This window comes from Endozoicomonas sp. (assembly GCF_031844845.1).
Lineage (GTDB): Bacteria > Pseudomonadota > Gammaproteobacteria > Pseudomonadales > Endozoicomonadaceae > Endozoicomonas.
This window is the reverse complement of sequence record NZ_JAVRMB020000300.1, coordinates 1-22,712: the sequence shown is the minus strand read 5'-3', so window position 1 is coordinate 22,712 and position 22,712 is coordinate 1. Positions and strand designations below refer to the sequence as shown.

20 protein-coding genes, 1 tRNA gene and 2 pseudogenes are annotated in these 22,712 nt (G+C 47.2%); 9 read left to right on the top strand and 14 right to left on the bottom strand.

Annotated features, from left to right (window positions below; all coding sequences use genetic code 11):
• Positions 1-158: 158 nt before the first annotated feature.
• Positions 159-245: transfer RNA gene (locus tag RM811_RS16430), tRNA-Leu, on the bottom strand.
• Between the two features lie 342 nt (positions 246-587).
• Between RM811_RS16430 and queA the strand changes: the two genes are divergently transcribed.
• The 5 genes from queA (at position 588) to secF (ending at position 6,444) form a co-directional block, all read left to right on the top strand.
• A complete protein-coding gene (queA, locus tag RM811_RS16425; RefSeq protein ID WP_402526449.1) occupies positions 588-1,616 on the top strand; it encodes a tRNA preQ1(34) S-adenosylmethionine ribosyltransferase-isomerase QueA in 1,029 nt (342 codons plus the stop codon).
• A gap of 121 nt (positions 1,617-1,737) precedes the next feature.
• Positions 1,738-2,871 (top strand): tRNA guanosine(34) transglycosylase Tgt, encoded by a 1,134-nt coding sequence (gene tgt / locus RM811_RS16420; protein ID WP_402526447.1) that lies wholly within the window; start codon positions 1,738-1,740, stop codon positions 2,869-2,871.
• A 249-nt stretch (positions 2,872-3,120) separates the two neighbouring features.
• Entirely contained in the window at positions 3,121-3,468 is a 348-nt protein-coding gene (yajC, locus tag RM811_RS16415) for a preprotein translocase subunit YajC (RefSeq protein ID WP_402526445.1), read from the top strand.
• A gap of 179 nt (positions 3,469-3,647) precedes the next feature.
• Complete coding sequence (gene secD / locus RM811_RS16410; protein WP_402526442.1) at positions 3,648-5,516, top strand: protein translocase subunit SecD; 1,869 nt, start codon at positions 3,648-3,650, stop codon at positions 5,514-5,516.
• 10 nt (positions 5,517-5,526) lie between these two features.
• Positions 5,527-6,444 (top strand): protein translocase subunit SecF, encoded by a 918-nt coding sequence (secF, locus tag RM811_RS16405; RefSeq protein WP_402526440.1) that lies wholly within the window; start codon positions 5,527-5,529, stop codon positions 6,442-6,444.
• A gap of 404 nt (positions 6,445-6,848) precedes the next feature.
• Here secF and RM811_RS16400 read toward each other — a convergent pair whose 3' ends face one another.
• From RM811_RS16400 to RM811_RS16370, 7 genes are all read right to left on the bottom strand, one after another.
• A complete protein-coding gene (locus RM811_RS16400; protein ID WP_402526437.1) occupies positions 6,849-7,871 on the bottom strand; it encodes an ISAs1 family transposase in 1,023 nt (340 codons plus the stop codon).
• Positions 7,837-8,877, bottom strand: a complete 1,041-nt coding sequence (locus RM811_RS16395) for an IS1380 family transposase (protein WP_402526435.1) — start codon at positions 8,875-8,877, stop codon at positions 7,837-7,839. The genes RM811_RS16400 and RM811_RS16395 overlap by 35 nt, the downstream gene beginning before the upstream one ends.
• Positions 8,878-9,096: 219 nt before the next feature.
• Positions 9,097-10,494, bottom strand: a complete 1,398-nt coding sequence (gene cysG / locus RM811_RS16390) for a siroheme synthase CysG (RefSeq protein ID WP_402526432.1) — start codon at positions 10,492-10,494, stop codon at positions 9,097-9,099.
• A 258-nt stretch (positions 10,495-10,752) separates the two neighbouring features.
• Positions 10,753-11,568, bottom strand: coding sequence for a nitrite transporter NirC (gene nirC, locus RM811_RS16385; RefSeq protein WP_402526430.1), 816 nt, complete (start codon positions 11,566-11,568; stop codon positions 10,753-10,755).
• A gap of 108 nt (positions 11,569-11,676) precedes the next feature.
• On the bottom strand, positions 11,677-12,000 hold the full coding sequence (nirD, locus tag RM811_RS16380) for a nitrite reductase small subunit NirD (RefSeq protein ID WP_402526427.1): 324 nt from the start codon (positions 11,998-12,000) through the stop codon (positions 11,677-11,679).
• 3 nt (positions 12,001-12,003) lie between these two features.
• Positions 12,004-14,559: a nitrite reductase large subunit NirB gene (gene nirB, locus RM811_RS16375; RefSeq protein WP_402526424.1), complete on the bottom strand. Its 2,556-nt coding sequence runs from the start codon at positions 14,557-14,559 to the stop codon at positions 12,004-12,006.
• 244 nt (positions 14,560-14,803) lie between these two features.
• A complete protein-coding gene (locus RM811_RS16370; protein ID WP_402526451.1) occupies positions 14,804-14,956 on the bottom strand; it encodes a hypothetical protein in 153 nt (50 codons plus the stop codon).
• A gap of 414 nt (positions 14,957-15,370) precedes the next feature.
• Here RM811_RS16370 and RM811_RS16365 point away from each other — a divergent pair, with 414 nt between their 5' ends.
• The 4 genes and pseudogenes from RM811_RS16365 to RM811_RS16350 all read left to right on the top strand — a co-directional run.
• Positions 15,371-15,580, top strand: a complete 210-nt coding sequence (locus tag RM811_RS16365; protein WP_402526422.1) for a cold-shock protein — start codon at positions 15,371-15,373, stop codon at positions 15,578-15,580.
• Between the two features lie 125 nt (positions 15,581-15,705).
• Positions 15,706-15,834, top strand: coding sequence for a hypothetical protein (locus RM811_RS16360; RefSeq protein WP_402526419.1), 129 nt, complete (start codon positions 15,706-15,708; stop codon positions 15,832-15,834).
• A gap of 353 nt (positions 15,835-16,187) precedes the next feature.
• Positions 16,188-16,784, top strand: coding sequence for an acetate uptake transporter (locus RM811_RS16355; protein WP_402526416.1), 597 nt, complete (start codon positions 16,188-16,190; stop codon positions 16,782-16,784).
• A 106-nt stretch (positions 16,785-16,890) separates the two neighbouring features.
• Positions 16,891-17,046: pseudogene (locus tag RM811_RS16350) on the top strand (transposase); the annotation flags it as partial.
• 199 nt (positions 17,047-17,245) lie between these two features.
• Here RM811_RS16350 and RM811_RS16345 read toward each other — a convergent pair.
• The 6 genes and pseudogenes from RM811_RS16345 to RM811_RS16320 form a co-directional block, all read right to left on the bottom strand.
• Entirely contained in the window at positions 17,246-17,560 is a 315-nt protein-coding gene (locus tag RM811_RS16345; protein ID WP_402526413.1) for a HigA family addiction module antitoxin, read from the bottom strand.
• A 9-nt stretch (positions 17,561-17,569) separates the two neighbouring features.
• A complete protein-coding gene (locus RM811_RS16340; protein WP_402526410.1) occupies positions 17,570-17,863 on the bottom strand; it encodes a type II toxin-antitoxin system RelE/ParE family toxin in 294 nt (97 codons plus the stop codon).
• A 157-nt stretch (positions 17,864-18,020) separates the two neighbouring features.
• On the bottom strand, positions 18,021-18,641 hold the full coding sequence (locus tag RM811_RS16335; protein ID WP_402526407.1) for an outer membrane beta-barrel protein: 621 nt from the start codon (positions 18,639-18,641) through the stop codon (positions 18,021-18,023).
• Between the two features lie 167 nt (positions 18,642-18,808).
• Positions 18,809-19,267 carry a hypothetical protein gene (locus tag RM811_RS16330; RefSeq protein WP_402526404.1) on the bottom strand — a complete coding sequence of 153 codons (459 nt, stop codon included), beginning with the start codon at positions 19,265-19,267 and terminating at the stop codon, positions 18,809-18,811.
• Positions 19,267-19,527, bottom strand: a pseudogene (locus RM811_RS16325) (M48 family metallopeptidase); the annotation flags it as partial. The gene RM811_RS16330 and the pseudogene RM811_RS16325, both read right to left, overlap by 1 nt.
• 29 nt (positions 19,528-19,556) lie before the next feature.
• The gene (locus RM811_RS16320; RefSeq protein WP_402526402.1) at positions 19,557-21,932 is read right to left on the bottom strand and encodes a hypothetical protein; all 2,376 of its coding nucleotides are present in this window, start codon (positions 21,930-21,932) and stop codon (positions 19,557-19,559) included.
• Positions 21,933-22,712: the final 780 nt, after the last annotated feature.

Below are 22,712 nucleotides of genomic sequence, written 5' to 3'. Positions count from 1 at the left end.
GGCAACACGTTTTTTTTCTGCTGGGAAAGGTGGGTTGTATAGAAGGGGATCGGGGGGGAGGTGTAGCCTTAAAGATTACCTGCACCAATACCTGCACTAAATCAACAGATACAAAAAAAGCCTGAAGTGTTCGCTAACGCTTCAGGCTTTATCGTATCTGGTACCGGTGGGCGGACTCGAACCGCCACGCCCGTAAAGGCGGGGGATTTTGAATCCCCTATGTCTACCAATTCCATCACACCGGCAGGGTATTTCGTGCTGCTGAGCTTATGTCATCTTTTCGCTAATTTCAAAACTTTTTCTCATCGAGTGAATCATGAGAGGCTTTGGCGAAGTGATCGTTGCTCAAGTGCGGCGCAGTATATCAAAGAGATTATTGAGATCAAGCAGTTATTGCGCAGTGAGAACAATAAAGTAAGGTAAGTCCGTAATGGCTCATGGGATAGCCCTCCTGACACTTCTCTCTTTTTGCAGTATCCTTCGAGGCTTTTTATAGCGACAGGTTTTTCCTGGTTTTTCTACTCTCCTTCATTAAGAAGGGCGTAGATGTGATAGGGGAAGCGAAGTGATTACCCACCGGATTATCCATGCAAGTCAGTGATTTTGATTTTGATCTGCCCGATGAGCAGATTGCCCGGTTTCCTGCTGAAGATAGAACAGGGAGCCGTCTGCTGTGCCTTGATGGCAATAGTGGTGACGTTCAGCATCAACAGTTTTCGGATATTGAAAACCTCCTGGAGCCCGGTGATTTATTGGTGCTGAATAATACCCGTGTGATTCCTGCCCGCATGTATGGGCAAAAGGAAACGGGTGGCAAAATTGAAGTGCTGATTGAGCGGGTGGTAGAAGATAATCTGGCATTGGCTCAGGTGCGGGCCAGTAAGTCACCAAAACCGGGTTCGGTATTGTTGCTGGCGGATGGTGCTGTTCGAGTGGTGGTGGAAGGGCGTAAGGACTTTCTGTTTATTCTCCGCTTTGAAACGTCTGTATTACCCTTGTTGCTTGAACACGGCCATATGCCATTGCCGCCTTATATTGACCGCGAAGATGGTGACAGTGATCGTTTGCGCTATCAGACGGTGTTTGCTGAACGGGATGGCGCGGTGGCTGCGCCCACAGCGGGTCTTCATTTTGATGAGGCTCTGTTGGCTCGCCTTGACGCTAAAGGTGTCAGAAAGGTGTTTGTTACGCTCCATGTGGGTTCTGCTACTTATCAGCCAGTTCGGGTTGAGAATATCAAAGATCATGTGATGCATGCGGAATACATCGAGGTTTCAGAAACGGTTTGCCAGGCGGTGCGGGAGACTCGTGCAAGCGGTAACCGTGTGGTGGCTGTAGGTACGACTTCTGTGCGTAGTCTTGAGTCTGCTTCTGTATCTGGTGAGATTGCGCCGTTCCAGGGCGATTCCAGTATTTTTATCTATCCCGGCTATGAGTTTCGCAGTGTGGATTTGATGGTGACCAATTTCCATCTGCCGCAGTCTACCTTATTAATGTTGGTGAGCGCCTTCACCGGGCGTGCGCATGTGTTGGATGCGTATAAAGAGGCGGTAGAGCAAAAGTACCGTTTCTTTAGTTATGGTGATGCCATGTTGCTGACCCGGAAAACGGATTGAGAGCGTCAGTAATGATGGGCCGGTATGCATTCCCACGCAGAGCGTGGGAGCGAGAACGCCCCAGGCTGTGTGATTTTCCTGTGTGACTTTGTAGTTTTAAAGAAAGAGCTGAACAGAATTAATGACCAGAGAATGTTTTATGAAGTTTGACCAGCTGGCTACCGATGGCAAAGCCCGTCGTGGTCGGCTGACGTTTCCCCGTGGAACGGTTGAAACACCTTGTTTCATGCCGGTAGGCACCTATGGCACGGTAAAAGGTATGTTGCCACGGGATATTAAAGAGATCGGTGCAGAAATTATTCTGGGCAACACTTTTCATCTGATGCTTCGTCCCGGTACTGACATTATTCAGAAGCATGGTGACCTCCATGATTTCAATCAGTGGCATGGTCCGATTCTTACCGACTCCGGTGGCTTTCAGGTGTTCAGTCTGGGCAAGATGCGCAAAATCACCGAAGAGGGCGTTGCGTTCCAGTCGCCGGTGGATGGCTCCAAGGTTTTTTTGAGCCCGGAAATTTCCATGCAGGTTCAGCGGGCGCTGGGTGCTGATATTGTCATGATTTTTGACGAATGTACCCCCGGTGATGCAGACCAGGCAGTGGCTCAAAAATCCATGGAGTTATCATTGCGCTGGGCAGCCCGTTCAAAAGCAGCCCATGGCGATAGTCCATCGGCACTGTTTGGTATCATTCAGGGCGGCATGTTTGAAGAGCAGCGGGATGTGTCGCTGGCAGGGCTGACCGATATTGGTTTTGATGGTTATGCCATTGGTGGCCTGTCCGTAGGTGAGAGCAAGGAAGATATGATGCGTATCCTCTCTCATATCACCCATAAGATTCCTGAAGATCATCCCCGTTATCTGATGGGTGTTGGTAAACCGGAAGATATTGTTGAGGCTGTGCGTCGCGGTGTCGATATGTTTGACTGCGTTATGCCGACCCGTAATGCCCGCAATGGTCACCTGTTTGTTGATGAGGGTGTAATCAAGATTCGCAACTCGGCTCACAAAACGGATGAACGTCCACTTGAAGCCCATTGTGATTGCTATACTTGCCAGAATTTCAGTCGTGCTTATCTTCATCATCTTGATAAATGTGGAGAAATTCTGGGCTCCATGCTCAATACTATTCATAACCTTCGCTATTACCAGCGGGTAATGGCTGGCCTCAGATCCGCCATTGAGGAAGGCCAGCTGGATGAGTTTGTGGTTGAGTTTTACCGGCAGCGGGGGCAGGACGTTCCCTGCTGGGAGTGACAGCCAGGTCGTCGGAAAACGCCTGAAGGTATTTTCCGATGTGTTACCGGGGTTGATATTCAGTTGATAGTCCCAATAAACAGTCTGTTTATGTAAGTTCGGGTAAGCTCCCGGAGTGTCAGATTTCAATGGTTGACCGTTTTATTATTGAACTCTGGCACTCTTTTTGCGGTTTTGATGGGTTCCGGACGGGTTGTTTTTCAGGTAAATTGCTGCGTTAACAGTAATAACGCGATTAGGAGTGTTGGAATGATTCCATTCATCAGTCAGGCTCAAGCTGCTGAAGAGGGTGGTATAGCCGCCGCTGTAGGTGGCCCGGGTATGATCGGCCAGCTGGTTATGCTGGGTGGTTTTGTATTGATCTTCTGGCTGCTGATCTGGCGTCCCCAGAGCAAGCGTGCCAAAGAGCATAAGAACCTTATTGGCGGACTGGCTAAAGGTGACGAAGTGGTCACCACCGGTGGTATTCTCGGTAAGGTAACCGTTGTTTCTGATGAGTTCATTACTCTGCAGGTTGCCGATAATATGGCGCTGAACTTTCAGAAGGGCTCTGTTGCCGCTACGTTGCCTAAAGGTACCATTAAGGCTATTAAATAAGCTTTGAAATAAGCAGCCTGTTTCAGGCTGCTTTTTTTAATTAAATGGACTGTGCCAAATGTTCGTAGCGCAGGAATGCCCATTGCCCATTGCCCGTTGCCCATGAAGGGCTTTCCGTGTAAAGGCCGTATAACAATGCCGCTATGGCGCTTCACTTTTAAATCAGGAACCGGTGAGCCATGCTCAATCGCTATCCATTGTGGAAGTACCTGCTGATTCTGGTCATCGTAGGTCTGGGGTTTCTTTACGCCCTTCCCAATCTTTACCCCGCAGATCCCGCTGTGCAGGTGACGGGTGCCAGTTCGTCCAGAGTGATGGATGCGCGCGTTCAGCAACGAGCTGAAAAGGCACTGACAATTGCCAATATTGATGTTAAGTCGGTTGAACTTGATGATAATGCGCTGCTTATTCGACTAAAGCGTGCTGATCAGCAGCAGCTGTCTAAATCACTGATTAAGGACGCGCTTGGGGATGATTTTATTGTCGCCATCAATCTGGCCCAGACAACGCCAGGGTGGCTGACTTCCATCGGTGCCTACCCGATGAAACTGGGGCTTGACCTGTCCGGTGGGGTTCACTTTTTGCTGGAGGTTGATACCAATAAGGCCCTTCAGCTGAAATTGGATATTGCCACGTCTGAAATTCGTTCTGCCCTCCGAAAAGACAAACTTCGTTACCGTACGATGCCAGAGCGTGCTGATAGTGCGCGACAAATGGCGTTTAATGATGCTGAGTCCCGTGATAAGGCTGCCCGACTGATCAGTAAAGAATTCCCGGATCTGACCGTAGAAAATTCGGAAGTTAATAGTCGTGCAGTGCTGTCTTACCGTTATTCTGAAACCGCTATTAAAGAGATTGAAGATTACGCAGTACGTCAGAACCTGACAACGGTACGTAATCGTGTGAATGAGCTGGGTGTGTCCGAGCCTCTGGTTCAGCGTCAGGGCCGTAATGGCATTGTGGTTGAGCTGCCAGGTGTGCAGGATACCGCAGAGGCCAAGCGTATTCTGGGTAAAGCCGCAAACCTGCAGTTCCGCCTGGAAGCATTGCCCAGTGCCACCAGGGCCAGTACCGAGTCGTTCAGTTTCCGGGATTCCCGCCGTCCTTCTGTTGATCTGGAGCGGGATATCATCATTACCGGTGATCAGGTGTCCAGTGCTCAGTCCAACTTTGATACTCAGACTGGCCAGCCTCAGGTCAATATCAATCTGGACAGTCGTGGCGGTACCATAATGAATCGGGCCACACGGAATAACGTGGGTCGTGCCATGGCGGTAATTTTTATCGAGCAGAAGCCGGTAACAAAGACCGTGACCAAAATGGTCGATGGCAAGCCGGTTAAGGAGAAGGTGCAATCTTTCCAGCAGGACGAGAGCATTATCAGTCTGGCGACTATTCAAAGCGCCCTGGGTAATCAGTTCCGGATTACTGGTTTGGATTCTTCTGCAGAGGCTTCTGAGCTGGCATTGTTGCTGAGAGCAGGTTCTCTGGCTGCACCGATGTATTTTGCCGAAGAGAGAACGGTCGGACCAAGTCTGGGTGCTGAGAATATTCAAATGGGTGTTCACTCAACCATGATCGGGCTGGCGCTGATTATTATCTTTATGCTGGTGGTTTACCGGGCGTTTGGTTTGATAGCCAATATTGCCCTGACCATAAACCTTGTTTTGCTGATGGCGGTCATGAGCCTGTTTGGTGCGACGCTGACCATGCCTGGTATTGCCGGTATCGTACTGACACTGGGGATGGCGGTAGATGCTAACGTGCTCATTTTCTCCCGTATTCGTGAGGAGATTAGATTAGGCCGGCCTATTCAACGCGCTATTCATGATGGTTTTGATCGGGCATTTGTTTCTATCTTTGACGGTAATATCACGACGCTTCTGGTCGGTATTATTCTGTTTGCGGTGGGGACTGGTCCCATTAAAGGTTTTGCGGTAACGCTGTGTATCGGTATTTTGACGTCTATGTTCACGGCCATTGTTCTGACCCGTTCACTGGTTAATCTGACCCATGGCGGTCGTAACCTGAAGAAACTGTATATATAAGGTGGCAGTGATGGATGATATGAAAGTCATAAACTTCATGCGGCTGCGCACCTGGGCTACGGTGTTGTCGCTGTTTTTAATGCTGGGTTCCGTTGCTTCTCTGGCGGTGAAGGGTATTAACTGGGGGCTCGATTTTACCGGTGGCACCCTGATCGAGCTGGTTTATGATCAGCCTGTCAGAACCGCGGAAATCCGTCAGCAACTGAGTGCTGCAGGCTATGATGATGCGGTTGTGCAGGAGTTTGGTTCGGCTGAGGATATTCTCGTTCGTATTCCCGGTAATAATCCGGAGATGGGAACAGGGGTTGCCCGGGTATTAGGACAAAACTACGATGGGGCTGTTGAAGCGGTTCGAGTCGAGTTTGTCGGGCCTCAGGTGGGTGAGCGACTGCGTGAGCAGGGTGGTTTGGGCATGCTGTTTGCCATGCTGCTGATTACGCTGTATATCGCCTTCCGTTTTCAGTATAAATTTTCCCTTGGCGCGATACTGTCGCTGGCCCATGATGTTATTTTTACGCTGGGTATATTTGCGCTGCTCGGTCTGCAGTTTGACTTAACAGTGATGGCGGCGATTCTTGCCGTGATCGGTTATTCGCTGAACGACACCATTATTGTTTATGACCGCATACGTGAAAATTTCCGAAAGCTCAGGAAAGGGGATGCGGTCGAGGTGATTAATGTCTCGCTGACTCAGACCCTGGGACGAACACTGGCAACCTCGGGTACCACCTTGATGGTACTGTTTTCTTTGTTCCTGTTTGGTGGGGAAATGATTCACAATTTTGCCCTGGCATTGATTGTGGGTGTTGGTGTTGGTACTTATTCTTCTGTTTATATTGCATCCAATATGTTGATTTACATGAAGATCAGCAGGGAAGACTTGATTGTGCCTGTGAAGGAAAATCAGGGTGAGGATGAGATGCCATAAAGGCTCTGATTTGTTCAGCTAAAAAAAACCGGCAATTAGCCGGTTTTTTTTGTGCAGGAAAGGGTGGTGTTCTGACAATTATCGGTATCTTGCATTAGCTTTGAGTATGGGTAGTTAATCAAATTCCTGAATCCGTGACTTCTTAATTACCTGCACATTTTCCGAGCTAATAACGCTGAGTGAGGCTCCTGGGGTGGTCGCACCAGATGCACTATAGTTTATATTTTTGTTCTGCTCATGACTGACAACATTGCAGATCGCATATTCTCAGACAATCCAGCTCGTAATTCAGGCAGGATTATTAAAATGAAACCAAAACATGGAAAATCGGCACAAAAAGCCACCGGCCTCATACAAAGCTTGTATCTTGTGCTGCTTCTGCAGCCTGGATTTAAAACAATTGTTTAGTCAGGATAAAACTTCTCCAGCACCAGCTCGGTTCGATAGTCCTGATCTAATCCTGCCAGCTCGATCCGGCCTGCCATGCTCTCTTTCTCAAAGCGGCTGCTCTGTTTGTGGGCATTGAAACACCACCGCCTTACTGTCGCAACGTTCTTTGCCGCTGTTCGCTGATGGATTTTAGAAGCGTCTTCTTCAAAGCTGACATCCAGCGACAAGTGTTGTCCATTTTCTATACTCCAATGATTGCGTACTGCTGCCAGCACACTGGATGCTGTCATCTCCCGGCTCTCTATATAAAAATGCACTTCAGTTGTTTGTTTTTTGCCGACCAACCTGTCTCTCTGGATAACCGAAAACGGCTTAAGGCCAGGCCACTCATGCTTTGGGTCTATATCCTCAATGTCGTTAAAAACCCAACAACGCCGGTGCTCTTGACGCCCCCGATTTCTCTCAATCGATTCTGAAAAGGCTGGGTCGTTATCAGCAGGTTCCGGATCATCCGGGTGCTCTTCAATGTATTGTGAAAAATATGCTTCGATATTACCGCTCAGAGTGGGCTGATTGTCCTTGGCGCACAGCAGATAATCCGCTTTTTTTTCAATGATCTTTTTACAGATATTTTTCTGACAGCCCATGGCATCACTGGTAATCAAGGCTCCTTCCAGAAAAAGCATATCGAGAACTTCTGGAATGGCAGTGATCTCATTGGACTTCTTATCAACGGGGGTAAAACCTAATATAAGCTTAAGCTCTGAGCTGTAAGCACTGACCATATGAACTAACTTCTTGCCTTTAGCTGGGCGTGAGCCACGCAGAGCCTTGCCGTCAATAGCTATGACATTGTCATTTTTTTCTGGATGAGGCCCCATTTTACGAGCATTTATCTCAGATACTGTGTCGCTTACCCAATCGACAAATAACTGCGTAAAAGCTTCTGGGTCAAGCAGCTTGCATACTGTTGCAATAGTGTAATGGGTAGGAAAGCCATATTTATAAGGAAATGTGAAACTGTTCACTGGTAGCATGATCTTTATACAGTGCAATAATCTCGTCATCACTGTAGTGATCTTCGTCCAGTGTCGTCCACCAACCTTCCAGCTCATAATCCGGGCCGGACAGGAACATCTGCCCCACAGCATCACAGATTCTGCGGATGATCCGGATGACCAGGCGTTGCTGACCATAATCGGTGTCGTGGATAACAGACAGAGTGGCATAATCTTTCCCGTCTCTGATAGGGTGCCATGTGATATCAGCCTCTTCAAAGCGTGGCAGCCACTGCTCTACCGTATAGGTTCTGCGGGGATTGAGTTTGATGATGTGATCCACGTTGCTGTGACGTGCCACTTCCCTGCGGCTGTCCTCGGCATCATGACCACTGTCAAGCCTTACCAGGATTGGCTCTCTGGTGATGCGCCTTGCTCTGTAAACTACCTGCGTCAAAAAAGGTATGAATTCTTTCTGCGAGTGCTGAGAACCAATGCGAAGGTCACAGCCAAGACACCAGCCTTCCTGCCCTAAATAGGCGGCAATTGGTGCATAGCCATCATGACCTTTGTAGGTGTAGGCAACCCCTTCTTTTTTGGTGCCACTGTTATCCATGGGGAAAACATCAATATCCAGAGCAATGTGATGGTGTTTGTCCAACCGGGTCGGAAGAGCTGTGACGGGGGCATCCAGATTAACAACGACCTCAGCGAGACTGTCATTAATCAGGGGCATAAGTGCGGGAGCATCTTCATCAAACCTCTGCCGTAAACGACTGGAAGATGGCATTTGCCGAATTTCCATACAGTGCTTGAACCAGTCATCATTACGAATATTCTCTATCGCATCGAAATCGCTTTTGCCTGTCGCCAGAAGAGCGCTGTATGTTCGAATCAACTCAATGTTGGGAATGCCATGCCTTTTGTTAACAGAGCGCAGGGTTTTCTTGAGTGTTGTTTTCTGATTTATGGCATAGCCGATGAAATACAGACCCGCTGTCGGGGTATAAAATTCGGTGTCAGATTGTTCTATTTTCAATTTCACGAAAACTCACCCTGCAGGTGAAATACTGAGATGGGTGCATTTTACCTTTTAGGCCTTGTTCTGTCTGGGGTTCAGGTCACTATTTCTGGGTTGAAGTCACGGATTCAGGTGATATCTAACCAAAATGAAAGACCTGATCCCGGTTTTTCTTCTCTGATAATTCACCTCGGCAAGGCTTCCATCCGTGAATAAGCCAGACGATTACAATGGGTCATTGTTTTAACCGGGCACAAACCAGTTCAGTTTTTTGTGCAGATTGACCACGGTACCTACAATAATTAATGTGGGGGCTTTAACCTGCTCCTGTTCTATTGTTTTGGCAAAGTTTGCCAGGGTACCAATAAATATTCTCTGTTCTGGAGTAGTGCCTTTCTGGATAAGAGCAATGGGAGTGTGTGGATCTCTTCCGTGTTCTACCAGCTTCTGGCAAATTTGAGATAAGCCCATCAGTCCCATGTAAAAAACCAGCGTTTGTCCGGGATCCAGCATTTCCTGCCAGTTAAGGGCATAACTGCCATTTTTCAGGTGTCCCGTGATAAAACGTACAGATTGGGCGTGATCCCGATGCGTGAGGGGGATTCCAGCGTAGCTGGCACAACCGGAAGCTGCTGTGATACCGGGTACCACCTGAAAGGGAATCCCTTCATCGGACAGGCTTTCTATTTCTTCACCACCCCGTCCAAAGATAAACGGATCGCCACCCTTAAGCCTGAGCACTCTTTTGCCTTGTTTAGCAAGGTTAACCAGCAGGGCGTTGATCTCTTCCTGTGTTCGCGTGTGGCTATTCCGTTTCTTACCCACGTAGATATAATCGGCGTCTCGTCGGCAAAGTGCGAGAACATCATCTGATACTAATCTGTCGTGTAATACCACATCGGCCTGCTGCATCAGACGCAGAGCCTTGAAAGTTAACAGGTCAGGATCACCGGGACCGCCTCCCACCAGGTAGACTTCACCTGTTTTTTGTTCTGCTGTTTCATTCAATTGTTGGATTAACAGGTTTTTGGCTTGTTTTATATTGCCGGCCAGAGCCTGTTCAGCCACATCGCCCTGTAATACTTTTTCCCAGAAATAACGCCGATCATTAATTTTGCTGAATTTTGCCTTGACCAGGTGACGACAGTCCCCCGCTAATTGTGCCAGACGGCCTAAGCCCTGTGGCAACAATGCCTCCAGTTTTTCCCTAAGTAGGCGAGCGAGGACGGGTGCTTTACCGCCAGTTGAAAAAGCGACCATGACCGGTGACCGGTCGATTATCGCAGGCATTATGGCGTTACCGATTTCTGCATCATCAACCACATTTACAAACAGGTTTTGAGTTCTGGCTGAATCTGCCACCTGTTGGTTAACAGCCTTCTTATCGGTGGCGGCAATAACCAGTGACACGTCTTTCAAGTCAGCAGGGGCAAATGGTTTGGTCAGTAATTGATGTGAACGACTACCAAAAGCGTTACCCGCAATAAAATCCTGAATATCCTGATTAATACAGGGGGCAACAACTCTGACGATTGCTCCGGCCGATACCAGTAATCTGATTTTACGCAGGGCGACATCGCCCCCACCGACCACCAGACATCGCTGGTTTTTAACTTGCAGGAATAACGGCAGAAAATCCACGGGAATCTCTTATGAAAAGGAATCGGTGGATTATGCATTGCTATGGAGTTGAATGGAAAGACCGGGAGGGGTGTCAGATCATAATGCAGCATATCTATAGTGCGGATCAGGCAGTGATGTGAGAAGTGGTTGTGCTTGCTCCCGTGCTCCTGCGTGGGAGTGTCTGGCCTCGATATGCGTTCCCACGCAGGACCCACAGGGCCTAAAAGCGTGGGAACGAGTAGGCTCAGCTTACGACACTGTCTTTGTAATGAAAAATCAGGCCTTGGCCACCTGTAGCTCTGTTTGCTCTTCACCAGCAACAGGGCGCTGATTTTTGGGTGTCGCATACCAGTAGCCCAGACCCATAAGTACAACGCCACTGAAGATATTGCCAAGAGTAACCCACAGCAAGTTGTTACCAATGCCAGCCATAGTCAGTTCAGAACTGTGCTGACCAAACCAGCTCAGGGCAAAGAGGGTCATGTTGGCAATGCTGTGTTCAAAACCGGAAGCGATAAAGGCCAGCAGACACCACCAGATTGCGATGAATTTTGCAGCTCCTTCCGTTTTCACGGCCATCCAGATCGCCAGACATACCAGCCAGTTGCACAATACGCCATTCATAAACAGGGCCATTGGGCCTGCAGTGGCTTTAGCCAGTGCTACCTTGTGGATCAGGCTGCCATCAACTCCCAGCAGTTTACCTCCGCCAGCCAGGGCGAATATGCCTGCAACAAAAATAGAACCCAGCAGGTTGCCAAGCCATGTTTGTGGTAGCACTTTCAGCATTTCACCGGCTTTAATAGTCCGGCTTTTTACGCCCAGCGTCAGGAACATGGTGTGACCGGTAAACAGCTCAGCACCGGCAATGATTACCAGGGTCAGGGCGATACCAAACGTAGAACCCATGATCAGGCCACGAAACGGGCTGTCGATAATGGCATTGCCCAGGGTGAAAATCAGAATAATACCAATTCCCACGTAGGCACCTGCCATACCGGAACTTAGCCAGAATGAGCCCTTGTCGGTGTTAGATAAGTCAACAATACGACGAGCGTTGGCGGCACATTTTTTGATGGTGTCGGAATACATCTGTGTATTCTCCGTTTAATGAGTTTAAAAAGAACCCCTCATGGAAGAGCCTGTTTTAAACGCACTGCTGGCTCTCTCTGTGAGAAAGAGCCAGAGTTGTTTAACGGTTTAGAGTTTAATCTGAACCTTGTCACCCTGAACACGGACCTCGAAGGTCGTCAGTTTAAGGTCATCATTATCAAGACACTGGCCAGAGGCAAGGAGGTAACGCTGCTTCAGTAATGGCGAAGCAAGATAGAACTCGCCATTCTTGTCACCAATCAGTCCTCTGGACATCACGCTGGAGCCAGACAGGGGGTCGATGTTAGACAGTGCAAACAACTGATCGTTTTTTTCTGGCCTGAAAATAGCGACATGCGCTGTTTTCAGTTGAGCGCAGACGCCAGTTCCCGGCAGAATGTCGTGCAATGAACAAACGGTATTCCACTTCATGACTTAACCTCGGGCTTCAACAGCAGTCAGGGAGTTTTTTTCTGCCTGAGTGGCAGGGCGGAGCTGGTCTCGTGAAGGAACAAACTGTATGTTTTCATCAGCGTCATCGCTGTTGATGAAATGCTTGAAACGTTTCAGCTGCGCTTCTCGGGAAAGCGTTGTTTTCCACTCACACTGATAGGAATCAATCAGTGCGATAATCTCTTTATCCATGGTGCTGAAAAGGTTCAAACTGTCGTTCATGACGACATCACGAACGTAATCCACTCCACCTTTCATGCTTTCTATCCAGACCGATGTTCTCTGCAATTTATCGGCAGTGCGCAGGTAGAACATCATAAAGCGATCAATGGTTGTTATCAGGGTCTCTTTATCCAGGTCACTGGCCAGCAGATCTGCGTGACGGGGACGCATGCCGCCGTTACCGCCTACATAGAGGTTCCAGCCCTTGTCGGTGGCAATAATACCGATATCTTTACCCTGTGCCTCTGCACATTCACGAGTACAGCCAGAGACACCAATTTTCATCTTGTGAGGAGTACGGAAACCTTTGTAGCGGTGTTCCAGTTCAACACCAAGGCTTACAGTGTCGCCTATGCCAAAACGGCACCAGGAAGAACCTACGCAGGTTTTTGCCATACGCAGTGCTTTGGCGTACGCCTGTCCGGTTTCAAACCCTGCAGAAATCAGATGCTCCCAGATTTCAGGCAGATGCTCTTTGCGGGCACCAAACAGGCCAATACGCTGAGCACCGGTGATTTTTGTGTACAGGTTATATTCTTTGGCCACATGAGCCACAGCTGCCAGACCTTCGGGGGTAACTTCACCGCCGGGCATTCTGGGAATGACGGAGTAGCTACCGTCTTTTTGCATATTACCCAGAAAGAGATCGTTGGTGTCCTGCAGGCTGGTGTGCTCCTCTGCCAAAACGTAGTCGTTCCAGCAGCTGGACAAAATAGAGCTGGCGATGGGCTTACAGACTTCACAGCCATAACCCTTACCGTGTTTGGCAATGAGTTGGTCAAAAGTGCGAATCTTTTCCACCTGAATGATGTGGAATAATTCCTGACGACTGTATTCAAAGTGTGGGCACAGGTTGTTTTTGACTTCTACACCCAGTGCCAGCAGTTCAGCGTTGATGACCTGACCCACTAACTGGGCACAACCACCACAACCGGTTGCGGCACCGGTGACTGCTTTTATGGAGGCCAGATCGGTATGTCCGTCCTGAACCGCTTTTGAAATAGTGTCTTTGCTGATATCGAAACATGAGCAGATTGTGGCTGTCGCTGGCAGCGCATCAACACCAAAAGCGGCGCCCGCATCTGTTCCCAGACTTGGCAGAATCAGGCTCTCTGGATTCTCAGGCAGCTCCATATCATTGAGCTTGAACTGTAGGAGTCCGTCATAGTCACTGGTATCACCTACCAGTACCGCACCCAGCAGCGTTTTACCGTCTGCAGAGACCACCAGTTTTTTATAAATTTCTGAGGGTTCATTTTGATAAACGTAAGACTGGGCACCGGGAGTGCTGGCATTAGCATCACCGATACTGCCCACATCAACACCGAGAAGCTTCAGTTTGGCGCTCATGTCAGAGCCGCTGAATGCGTTTGAATCAGCACTTTTTCCTTCGGAAACAATGTGATCGGCAGTGACCCTGGCCATTTTGTAGCCCGGAGCGACCAATCCAAAGGTTTGGTTCTGCCAAAGGGCGCATTCACCAACGGCATAAATATCCGGATTAGATGTCAGGCACTGGTCGTCAATTATGATGCCACCGCGATCACCAATAGTCAGGCCACTCAAACGTGCCAGCCGGTCTCTTGGACGAATACCGGTGGAGAATACGATGAAATCAACGTCCAGTTGTTCACCGTTATCAAAGACCAGTTTGTTACGGGCAGAATCACCTTTGGTGATTTCAAGGGTGTTTTTGCCGGAATGAACTTTGACGCCCAGGTTTTCAATCTTTCTGGCCAGCATGGCACCGCCATCCTGATCGAGCTGTTCAGCCATGAGCATGGGTGCACGTTCAATGACGTGGGTTTCTACACCCAGAGCCTTTAATGCTCCCGCTGCTTCAAGACCCAGCAGGCCGCCACCAATAACAACGCCGCTTTTGCTGTTGCGGGCGCATTTCTCAATAGCATCCAGATCGTCGATGGTGCGATAAACAAAGATGTCTGTTCCCTCATGGCCTTTTACCGGAGGGACAAAAGGGAAGGAACCGGTAGCAAACACCAGCTTGTCGTAAGGGACCATACGGCCGCTTTTCGAAGAAACGATTTTGGCTTCAGCATTAATAATGCTGGCAGCTTCGCCAAGCAACAGCTTGATATTATTGGTTTCATAAAAGCCGGGTTTAACCAGAGACAGTTCTTCTACTGTGTGGTGTGAAAAGTATGAACTCAGATGAACACGGTCATAGGCGACACGGGACTCTTCACAGAAAACAGTGATTTCGTACTGATCATTGCCGGCCTGTGCAATCAACTCCTCAAGGAAGCGATGGCCGACCATGCCATTACCAATAACGACAATGCGTTGCTTTTGCATTCAAAGAACACCCTGAAAGATTTATGTAAAATGAATTTTAAGGGTGATACGCAGGTACAACAATCGAGAGTTATTTTTGATTAAGCGTGAATACCGAGTGGTGCGAGAGATATGTCGAGGTAGAGAGTTGCTGGTGTTTCGGTTTTACGCAGGTGGTGTTAACAGTTACTGATTTGAGTACTTTAAATTCTGATTTTTATTGGGCAGGCTGGTGGGAACTCGATCCGGGTTTTTCGAAAGCCTCTCAATGCTCCCGGGTAGTCCGGAAGGTGATGTCAGGATAACACTCTTGCGACAGGGACAGGTTGACACGGGTTGGGGCGAGATAGGTAAGATGACCGCCACCGTCCATGGTCAGGTTGTCAGGAAAAGACCGGGTCAGGTTTTCATTGTGCATATCTACTGTCGTTTAAAATTTAAACAAAAACCTACTTTCTAAGTATTTGAGTTAACTGATATCTAACCAAAATGAAAGACCTGACCTCGGTTTTCGGCAAGGGCTCTGTCTGGCAATCAATATCACGGCTGAACGAAGCAGAGTCCTGTAAAGCATCCAGCTGGAAAGATATTATTAGGCATCTATACACGAATGGCTGAGTATCTTGTGTCGTGGAATGAATGTAAGCACTCATAGTTATCAGGACATTACTCGGTATAATGGCCTGACGTTAAAAGTGTGATTTATTTGTTATGTATAGATTTGATGTTCCGGGTGTAATAACTCGCCATATTCTTCATAAGCAATAATAAACTTCTAGCTTTACCGCCTTCTTACAAGGCGACATTTATTATTAAAATTCAGGATATGACTATGTCTACTACTACCGGTACTGTTAAGTGGTTCAATGACGAGAAAGGTTTTGGTTTCATCGCTCAGGAAAATGGCGGACCAGACGTGTTTGCTCACTTCCGTCAGATCACAGGCGATGGCTTCAAGTCTCTGGCAGAAGGCCAGCGGGTTGAATTCACAATTACTCAGGGCCAGAAAGGTCCTCAGGCTGAAGATATTCGACCACTGTAATGGTCGGGCTGCAATATTGTAGTCTCTAACCTCTCGTAAGGTGAGGTGAGGTGAAGAAGGGCAGTACTTTCGGGCATTGCCCTTTTTTGTGGCTTTCAGAAAAGTGAAAAAGGGGGAGGACCTTTATGGCCACTACTAATATCTGGCAGCAGTTCAAGGCGCTCATACCGGAAGGAGTGAGAGCCGTCGCTACTATTACTATTCCAACAATGGTAATGGCACTAGCCAGGCAGAACTCCGGGATGGTTCGGTGATTACCATAAAGGGCGAGTTAATTCCTGCAGGACAGAAGGCCTTTATTCAGGATGGAGGAATAAAAGGCGCTGCGCCTGAGTTGGCGTAGTATGAAGCGGAGGTTTAGCACGGGGAGTAAGTACTGTATTGCAAAGGGGCTGACCTTTCACTTTTAATAAATTAAAGATTCAAGACCCGCCCCCGGTTTTCGGTAACAGGCTTGTCACCGGCGGCTCCAGCCTCTAGAATCGCGCGCCTGTATTCCTCCCCCCCTGAGCATTTGGATCTTATTCTCTGAGATCACTTTTGATGTCGGGACGAATGAATTTCCGGTCTATTTTACTTTTCCAGAACACGTTTTTTAGGATATTTAATGAGTACTAATTACGCTAACCCGGCTCCTTTAGGTTTGTGTGGCTTCGGCATGACCACTATTTTGCTGAACATCCACAATGCCGGTTTTTATGAACTGAGTGCTGTTATTCTGGCCATGGGCCTGTGTTACGGCGGCCTGGCTCAGATTCTGGTTGGCATGATGGAATTCCGCCGTGGTAACACTTTCGGTACTCTGGCATTCACTTCTTACGGTCTGTTCTGGTGGTCACTGGTGCTGATCTGGGTTCTGCCTGTGATGGGCGTTACTGCTGCATCTCCTGCTGGTTTCGTTGGCTGGTACCTGCTGCTGTGGGGCATCTTTACCCTGTTCCTGTTCTTCGGAACGTTGAACGGCTCCCGTGCCGCGCAGTTTGTATTTGGTTCTCTGACTGCCCTGTTCTTCTTGCTGGCTTATAAAGACTTCACTGGAAATGCTGCAATCGGCATTCTGGCTGGTTACGTGGGTATTATCTGTGGCGCAAGCGCAATCTACGAAGCAATGGGTCTGGTGTTGAACGAAAAGTTCGGCCGCACTGTACTGCCTTTGGGCGAGCCAAAGCCTAAAGCTGTTATGGGTCACGCTGTAGCTGCTTAATACATCACTTATTTGATGCAAAAAAAACGGGCTCACAAGAGCCCGTTTTTTTTACCTGTCAGAAATGGAGTTAGTTACTGACAATAGCAGGATTCAGACCCAGGCGTGTGTTCGCCGGGCGTGGCTTTGCGGTCAGGATGATTTTTCAGGAAATAACTACGAACATCGCAGGCAGTGGGTGATCGATCGTCTCCAGTTGCTGGTGAATAGCTTTGCTATTGAAGTCTGTGCCTATGCCATTATGTCTAACCATTATCATCTGTCCAATTGATCAGTAATAACTTTATTGGACATGGGAGATCAGTAGCTTATGAAGACGCAAGGGTGTGTCCAAAAAGTATACTCAGTTGGACACTATGTTTAGGTCGGGCGTCTGGGTATGAATTCTAAATCGGGAAGAAGCAACCCCCACAGTGGAGCCCATTGGAATCTGTCCGGGACAATGGTTAATACCGGAAGGTTCAGGCCTGCTTCTGCTGATGGACGGGTTCTATACGTTCGATATCTTCTTGTTCTGCCTGTTGCACCTTGAACAGGTCCCATCGCTGTTGCAGGTTCAGCCAGAAGTCTGCGGACATGCCAAAAAAACGAGCCAGACGAAGCGCAGTACTGGGTGTGAGCCCCCGTTTGCCATTGACCAGCTCATTGACCCGCTGATAAGGGACATGAATCGCCAAAGCCAGCTCTTGCTGGGTTATGTTCATTGGTTGCAAAAACTCTTCTCGCAGCATTTCGCCAGGGTGAGTGGGGGCTCGGTTGGTTGGAATGCGTGTCATTATATCCTCCTAATGGTAATCCGTGACTTCAACATCAGCCGGGCCAGAGTTACTCCATGCAAAACAAATCCGGTATTGATCGTTAAGCCGGATACTGTATTGGCCTTTACGATCCCCGGTCAGTGCCTCCAGTCTATTGCCCGGCGGCACTTTTAGGTCGTCAAGCGATACCGCCGAATCAAGTTGGTCCAGCTTTCGGCGAACAATACGTAACAGTGACTGGGGGCAGGCTTTGCGAGCATGGCGAGAAGCGATGCCGTTAAACAGATCCTCAGTGGCTTTATCTCTGAAGGGAACGATCATATTGACATAGTAGCACGGATATCATGATATCCGGGGGATTGCTACAGGCAAGGGATCATGTTTCAGTGTGGCAATGATCCAGATACTGTCTGCAGCAAAGCTTTGCTGTTTAAGCTTTGATTTGAACCAGCCTCCGGCTGAGAGGCTGGTTAAATGTTCAATAGAAGATTTTGGCAAATAAGCGGGTGATGTTGTCATCTGAATTTGTGTGGTAGTCCAAGCCTATCGCCCAGTCATCATTCACTACATACTCGGTACCGATGTTAAAGAAATTATCGCTATCAAGTAGTTCTTCATCGTAATCCTGATAAGCATAACCCGTTGTTAGCCAAAGGCCCTGCTCAAGATGAAATCGTACATCCAGTGACGCTGTATAGGAGGTGATATCGGTATTAACTTCACTGGAGCCTAAGGTAGCCGTCGCATCTGTTCTGCCAACAGCGATGCCGGGCAAAATATCAAGACGGTCAGTTGGTGAGATGACGAATTTGCTGCCGACAAAATAGATGTGCCCATCAAGGCTGGCATCACTGACTAATTCATCATCATTTACCGAAGAGTAGGCGTAACCAGCTTCAAGGATCAGAGGCAGGGCATCAAATTCATAAGCCCCTTGCACAAACCAACTGGTTTCATCAATGGTAAGTTCATCAATTTCAGAATTCCCAAATCCAGCCCCAACAGTGATATGAGAATAATTGTAATTTTCCCCGGCGTTTACCAGTGTTGAAGCAACCAGTGATGCGGCGGCGGTGAGCATGAGAAGAGGCTTTCTCATTCTGTTTCCTTATTGGTTGTGTTGTGTGTTTTTGTAAAAGTCTGCCCTGTATGTGCTGTGCAATCATACCGGTGAAAATGCTGATAATCACGATATTTAGGTGTAAATACCTACTGCTCAGATGCGTCAGAACCACCTCAATATGAGCAGGCTTAAACATCTGCCCTTTACGTTTTGACCAATTCTGGATGTGGGCCAACATCCAGCGAGTCCACAATACCTTCATGCAGGTTAATCCAGTGGACGGATGTCAGAAGCTCCATTCCATAAGGGGTTTCATAACCATCCATCAGCCTGGAGACTTCTTCAAGTCGTGACAGGGCAACAGGATCGTTGCCAATATAGGCTTCTGCTTCATCGACGGCACCGGGCAGTAGCTCTATTTCCCGCTCCGGGTTTTCATCGTCGCCCAGGCCGGAAATAAAGTGACCTGCCATGTTCTGGAGTAGGGGGCGAAGGTTGTTAGCATAGGGGCCGTAATACAGTCCTTCAAAGTTCAGCTGCAAAACTTCACCCTGTTCCTGTAGCAGGTAAGCAAGCTTTTGAATCTCGAAAAAGCTCAGTCGGTAATCGAATCGACGATAATGCTGCATCAGTAAAATCAGCAAAGCATGAGCACGGGGCATCACACCTCAACCCCCAACCGCTCAACCTCCGTATGACACGGTTCCCAGTCAGGGTAGTGTTGCGCCACCAGCTTCCAGAATGCCCGACTATGGTTTTTCTCCACGGTATGACACAGCTCATGGACGATCACATAATCCAGTACCGTGGGAGCGAACTCCATACACTGCGGGTTAAATTCAAGGGTGTTCTGTTCTGAGCAACTGGCCCGGCGGCTGTGGAATTTAAACAGGCCAGCGCCATTGGCAGAAAGGCCGGTTTGACGTTCCCAGTGGCACCTTAGTTAGTGGTCTAGTCAACAAGAGCTTTTACAAGCTCATCCCCTTTAGGGGCGAGTAGTTGACTGTAGCTGTCTGTTGTTTTTTTTCTTTCGCCAGAATTTTTTCCGTATTCCCTGGGAGCAGAATCTTTTTCAACTTTACTGATGATCTCTACGATATGATCCTTTGTCCATCGCTGCGATGATTCTGGTGCACTAATGCCGTATCTGGTTAATAATGATGCAGTACTTAGACAAAAAGGAATGAGGGGTCTGCGGGACTTTTTCCAGACTGTTACGACGTACGGCGTGACAAGTTCTGGATTAGTTTTAGCACGCGTAAGAATCTCTATTTTATCATGCTGAGTGTTTTTTTTCTCAATGTTTGTAAGTAATTCTTTATCAGTCTGTCTATGTTTGAAAAGTTTGCGAACAGAAGCTTCATTTTCATTTTCTAATAATCTGGTTAAGTTTTCTGCGGTACAATCCTCTTTGCAACCTCCAGTACCCCAGTATTGAATTTTTGTCTTCTTAAGTAGTTGAACAAGATCTGAAAGGGATTTTACATGTTTGCTTTTTATTGAAATAAATGACTTCAGAAAATTATTATCATGGCTATCTCGAATGCGCCGACACAGCTCCCAGTTAATTGAGCCTGTAGTCTCCCTAGGTGGCTTATCTTTAAATGCCTGCAACAGCTGATGATTTGTGTATATACTGAAACCTAACATTTCTTTTTGCTCTGATCGTGTGAAATTAGCTTTTATAAACTCTCTGGTTCTATCCCCGGTCGGCGTAACATATTCATTGTTTAAATAAAATAAAATGGAGGCCCTGTTGAAGTGGGACGCGATTTTTTTCAAAGTTATTTTATTTTGACAATGTCGAGCAATAATAGCTTTGTGGGCATTATTGTTATAACTTCTGGCAGCTCTAAAGACTGACTTTTTACTTTCGTTGAAACATACTGAATTCTTTGGTTCTTTAAGGTAGCTATTTATAGCTTCTTTCAGCATGGATTGTTCCAGTGTATGTATACCAGCAAAATTCTCTATATCTCTAATAAGCCAGCATTTCTTATATCCATTCAGTGGATTTGGAATATGTTTATTAAGCTCGATAAGACAATGGGGAATGCTTTGACCTTTTAGAAGGATCAGGCGCAAGCGCTTTCTTAATGTCACCAACCAGCTGGAGTCATCTTTGGAAATTCTCTCTCCCAGCCATTCGAAAGGTGCTGATATGGCAACCATATCCTGATCCAGAAACCTTTGTTCGTAACAGTAATCAAAGAGATTGTAAGTATCAAACTCTTTAGCGGAATGCTTGTTATTCGTGAATGCATGGTGGTTCGGAATGGATATTTCATTTTCTTTCAATCTGGAGCAAATAAGTATTAACGAAGCACAAAGATCCTTTGAATTATTAATCTTATATTTAATGTACGCATTTAATGCACTTTGATTATTTTTTGCTTCCTTGAGCACAAGTGACACTTTCTGTTGTGACTTCATTTTAAGATTATTATAATGTTTTTCTTCTTCACTATTAAAACTCAAGCTTACTGCCACTTTGGCTTCATTGATAAGTCGTTGCTCAATGATGGTATTAAATTTATTCATTATAGAAACCGTTACAGGCTCAGTGAATACCTCACCCATAATCTTTATTATTTTTTTTCTGTCGCCTGGTGTGTGTTTTCTTTTCAAATACTTGGATTTGTAGTCTACGCTTGAAGTCATGCTCTTCAGGTGTTTATTATCTGGTTCGTAGCACCATAAAAGCTCAGTTTCCGGGTTTATTTCCTTCAATGCAACAACTTCAAACATAACCGGCATTTTGTCATGGGAGAACGTTGTCAGTTTATTACCTGTTGATGTTTTGAGGTTTTCATCTTCTACTGTCGCACGAACCTCACAATTTGGTTCGGGAGAATCGTTAATATTGATTGCTATACCGTCAGGCAGTACACCTATTTCAACAGTCCCATCCGTTCCAATAAAATATCTGCTCCATATAATATTGGAATCATCCGTCAATGGCATACATGTTTTATCGTAATGAAGCCATTCCAGCCATTTTGTTGTTTGGCGTTGCCGGTAAGCCGTAATGCCTGTGACCTTCCGTAGGATGATTTCGTTTTTATCAAATATTGTATTCTTGCCTGATTTGCAAAAATCCCTGTCGCTTGTGGTGAAAACACCCTCACCAGCCCCTTTTTGGGCATCGATACGACTGGGAGCAATTTTCAGCCGCCTCAACTCGGCCAGATCTGCAGCCATATTTTGTGGCTCACACAGTGAAATGGTGTGTATGCCAATACGTCTTTTTTTAGCGGGTGGCTCTGGCTCCCATTCTCTGGATAGTCTGGTGCTTGATTTGCCTCTAATCGATTGACTTATTTCCATCTTGTTTACCCATATCAGCTTGCTTAACTAAGGATTGACTTTCACAAGCCATAAAAGTTCATTGGGTTATTGATGACAATGCCGTTTATTGTTCCCGGGTCGGATGGTAAACCTGTTTTAACACCAAATAACCTCCTGTCTGGGCTGCCGAATTTCAAAGCTTACACTGTTTGCCGCACAACGACTTGAGCCTTACCTCCTTAAAAGGAAGGAGCAGCAGAAGGGGAAGGCGCAGGATATCCATAAATTTGCTAATCATACGAATTAAACCAACGTTTTACTGAATCTTTAGCTCTGAATTTATGGATGCCCTGTTTGTTGCTGTTTGTTGCCTTTCTGGTGGTTATCTTCACCATGGCGATCTCTGCGGGTTTGGTGATAACCTTTATCTGATACGGACTTTATTAATCGGTATGCTGGTTCAACCCTGCTTTCAGTCCACGCTTTAAAGTGGCCTGTTTTTGTTGATTTATAAGGTTATCCGTATTTTTCGGGCAGTAAGAGACGCGGCATTTTAAAAGATACCAGCTTGTATTCGCCACGGAGGCACAAAGACACGGAGAAGAGCTTTTTGTTTAAAGCTTGTCTTTTATCTGTGTCTCCGTGGCAAAAAACGGTAGGTTTTGACTTGCTACTTCCCTAAGCAGAAAGGCGCAGGCGACGGATCGCTTAAAAAGGCATGTGAGTCATCTTTGCCGCTATATGCCCTCTGACAAAGTTCCTGAGTTTATTGCTATCTCTCATGACACGGCTCGCCGATGGGACAAGGAAATGCTGATG

What these genes read in the sequence shown, in the direction of transcription:
- queA (WP_402526449.1), top strand. Translation starts at nt 588, where the DNA reads ATGCAAGTCAGTGATTTTGATTTTGATCTGCCCGATGAGCAGATTGCC.
- tgt (WP_402526447.1), top strand. Translation starts at nt 1,738, where the DNA reads ATGACCAGAGAATGTTTTATGAAGTTTGACCAGCTGGCTACCGATGGC.
- yajC (WP_402526445.1), top strand. Translation starts at nt 3,121, where the DNA reads ATGATTCCATTCATCAGTCAGGCTCAAGCTGCTGAAGAGGGTGGTATA.
- secD (WP_402526442.1), top strand. Translation starts at nt 3,648, where the DNA reads ATGCTCAATCGCTATCCATTGTGGAAGTACCTGCTGATTCTGGTCATC.
- secF (WP_402526440.1), top strand. Translation starts at nt 5,527, where the DNA reads ATGGATGATATGAAAGTCATAAACTTCATGCGGCTGCGCACCTGGGCT.
- RM811_RS16400 (WP_402526437.1), bottom strand. Translation starts at nt 7,871, where the DNA reads ATGCTACCAGTGAACAGTTTCACATTTCCTTATAAATATGGCTTTCCT.
- nirC (WP_402526430.1), bottom strand. Translation starts at nt 11,568, where the DNA reads ATGTATTCCGACACCATCAAAAAATGTGCCGCCAACGCTCGTCGTATT.
- nirD (WP_402526427.1), bottom strand. Translation starts at nt 12,000, where the DNA reads ATGAAGTGGAATACCGTTTGTTCATTGCACGACATTCTGCCGGGAACT.
- nirB (WP_402526424.1), bottom strand. Translation starts at nt 14,559, where the DNA reads ATGCAAAAGCAACGCATTGTCGTTATTGGTAATGGCATGGTCGGCCAT.
- RM811_RS16370 (WP_402526451.1), bottom strand. Translation starts at nt 14,956, where the DNA reads ATGCACAATGAAAACCTGACCCGGTCTTTTCCTGACAACCTGACCATG.
- RM811_RS16365 (WP_402526422.1), top strand. Translation starts at nt 15,371, where the DNA reads ATGTCTACTACTACCGGTACTGTTAAGTGGTTCAATGACGAGAAAGGT.
- RM811_RS16360 (WP_402526419.1), top strand. Translation starts at nt 15,706, where the DNA reads ATGGCCACTACTAATATCTGGCAGCAGTTCAAGGCGCTCATACCGGAA.
- RM811_RS16355 (WP_402526416.1), top strand. Translation starts at nt 16,188, where the DNA reads ATGAGTACTAATTACGCTAACCCGGCTCCTTTAGGTTTGTGTGGCTTC.
- RM811_RS16345 (WP_402526413.1), bottom strand. Translation starts at nt 17,560, where the DNA reads ATGACACGCATTCCAACCAACCGAGCCCCCACTCACCCTGGCGAAATG.
- RM811_RS16340 (WP_402526410.1), bottom strand. Translation starts at nt 17,863, where the DNA reads ATGATCGTTCCCTTCAGAGATAAAGCCACTGAGGATCTGTTTAACGGC.
- RM811_RS16335 (WP_402526407.1), bottom strand. Translation starts at nt 18,641, where the DNA reads ATGAGAAAGCCTCTTCTCATGCTCACCGCCGCCGCATCACTGGTTGCT.
- RM811_RS16330 (WP_402526404.1), bottom strand. Translation starts at nt 19,267, where the DNA reads ATGCCCCGTGCTCATGCTTTGCTGATTTTACTGATGCAGCATTATCGT.
- RM811_RS16320 (WP_402526402.1), bottom strand. Translation starts at nt 21,932, where the DNA reads ATGGAAATAAGTCAATCGATTAGAGGCAAATCAAGCACCAGACTATCC.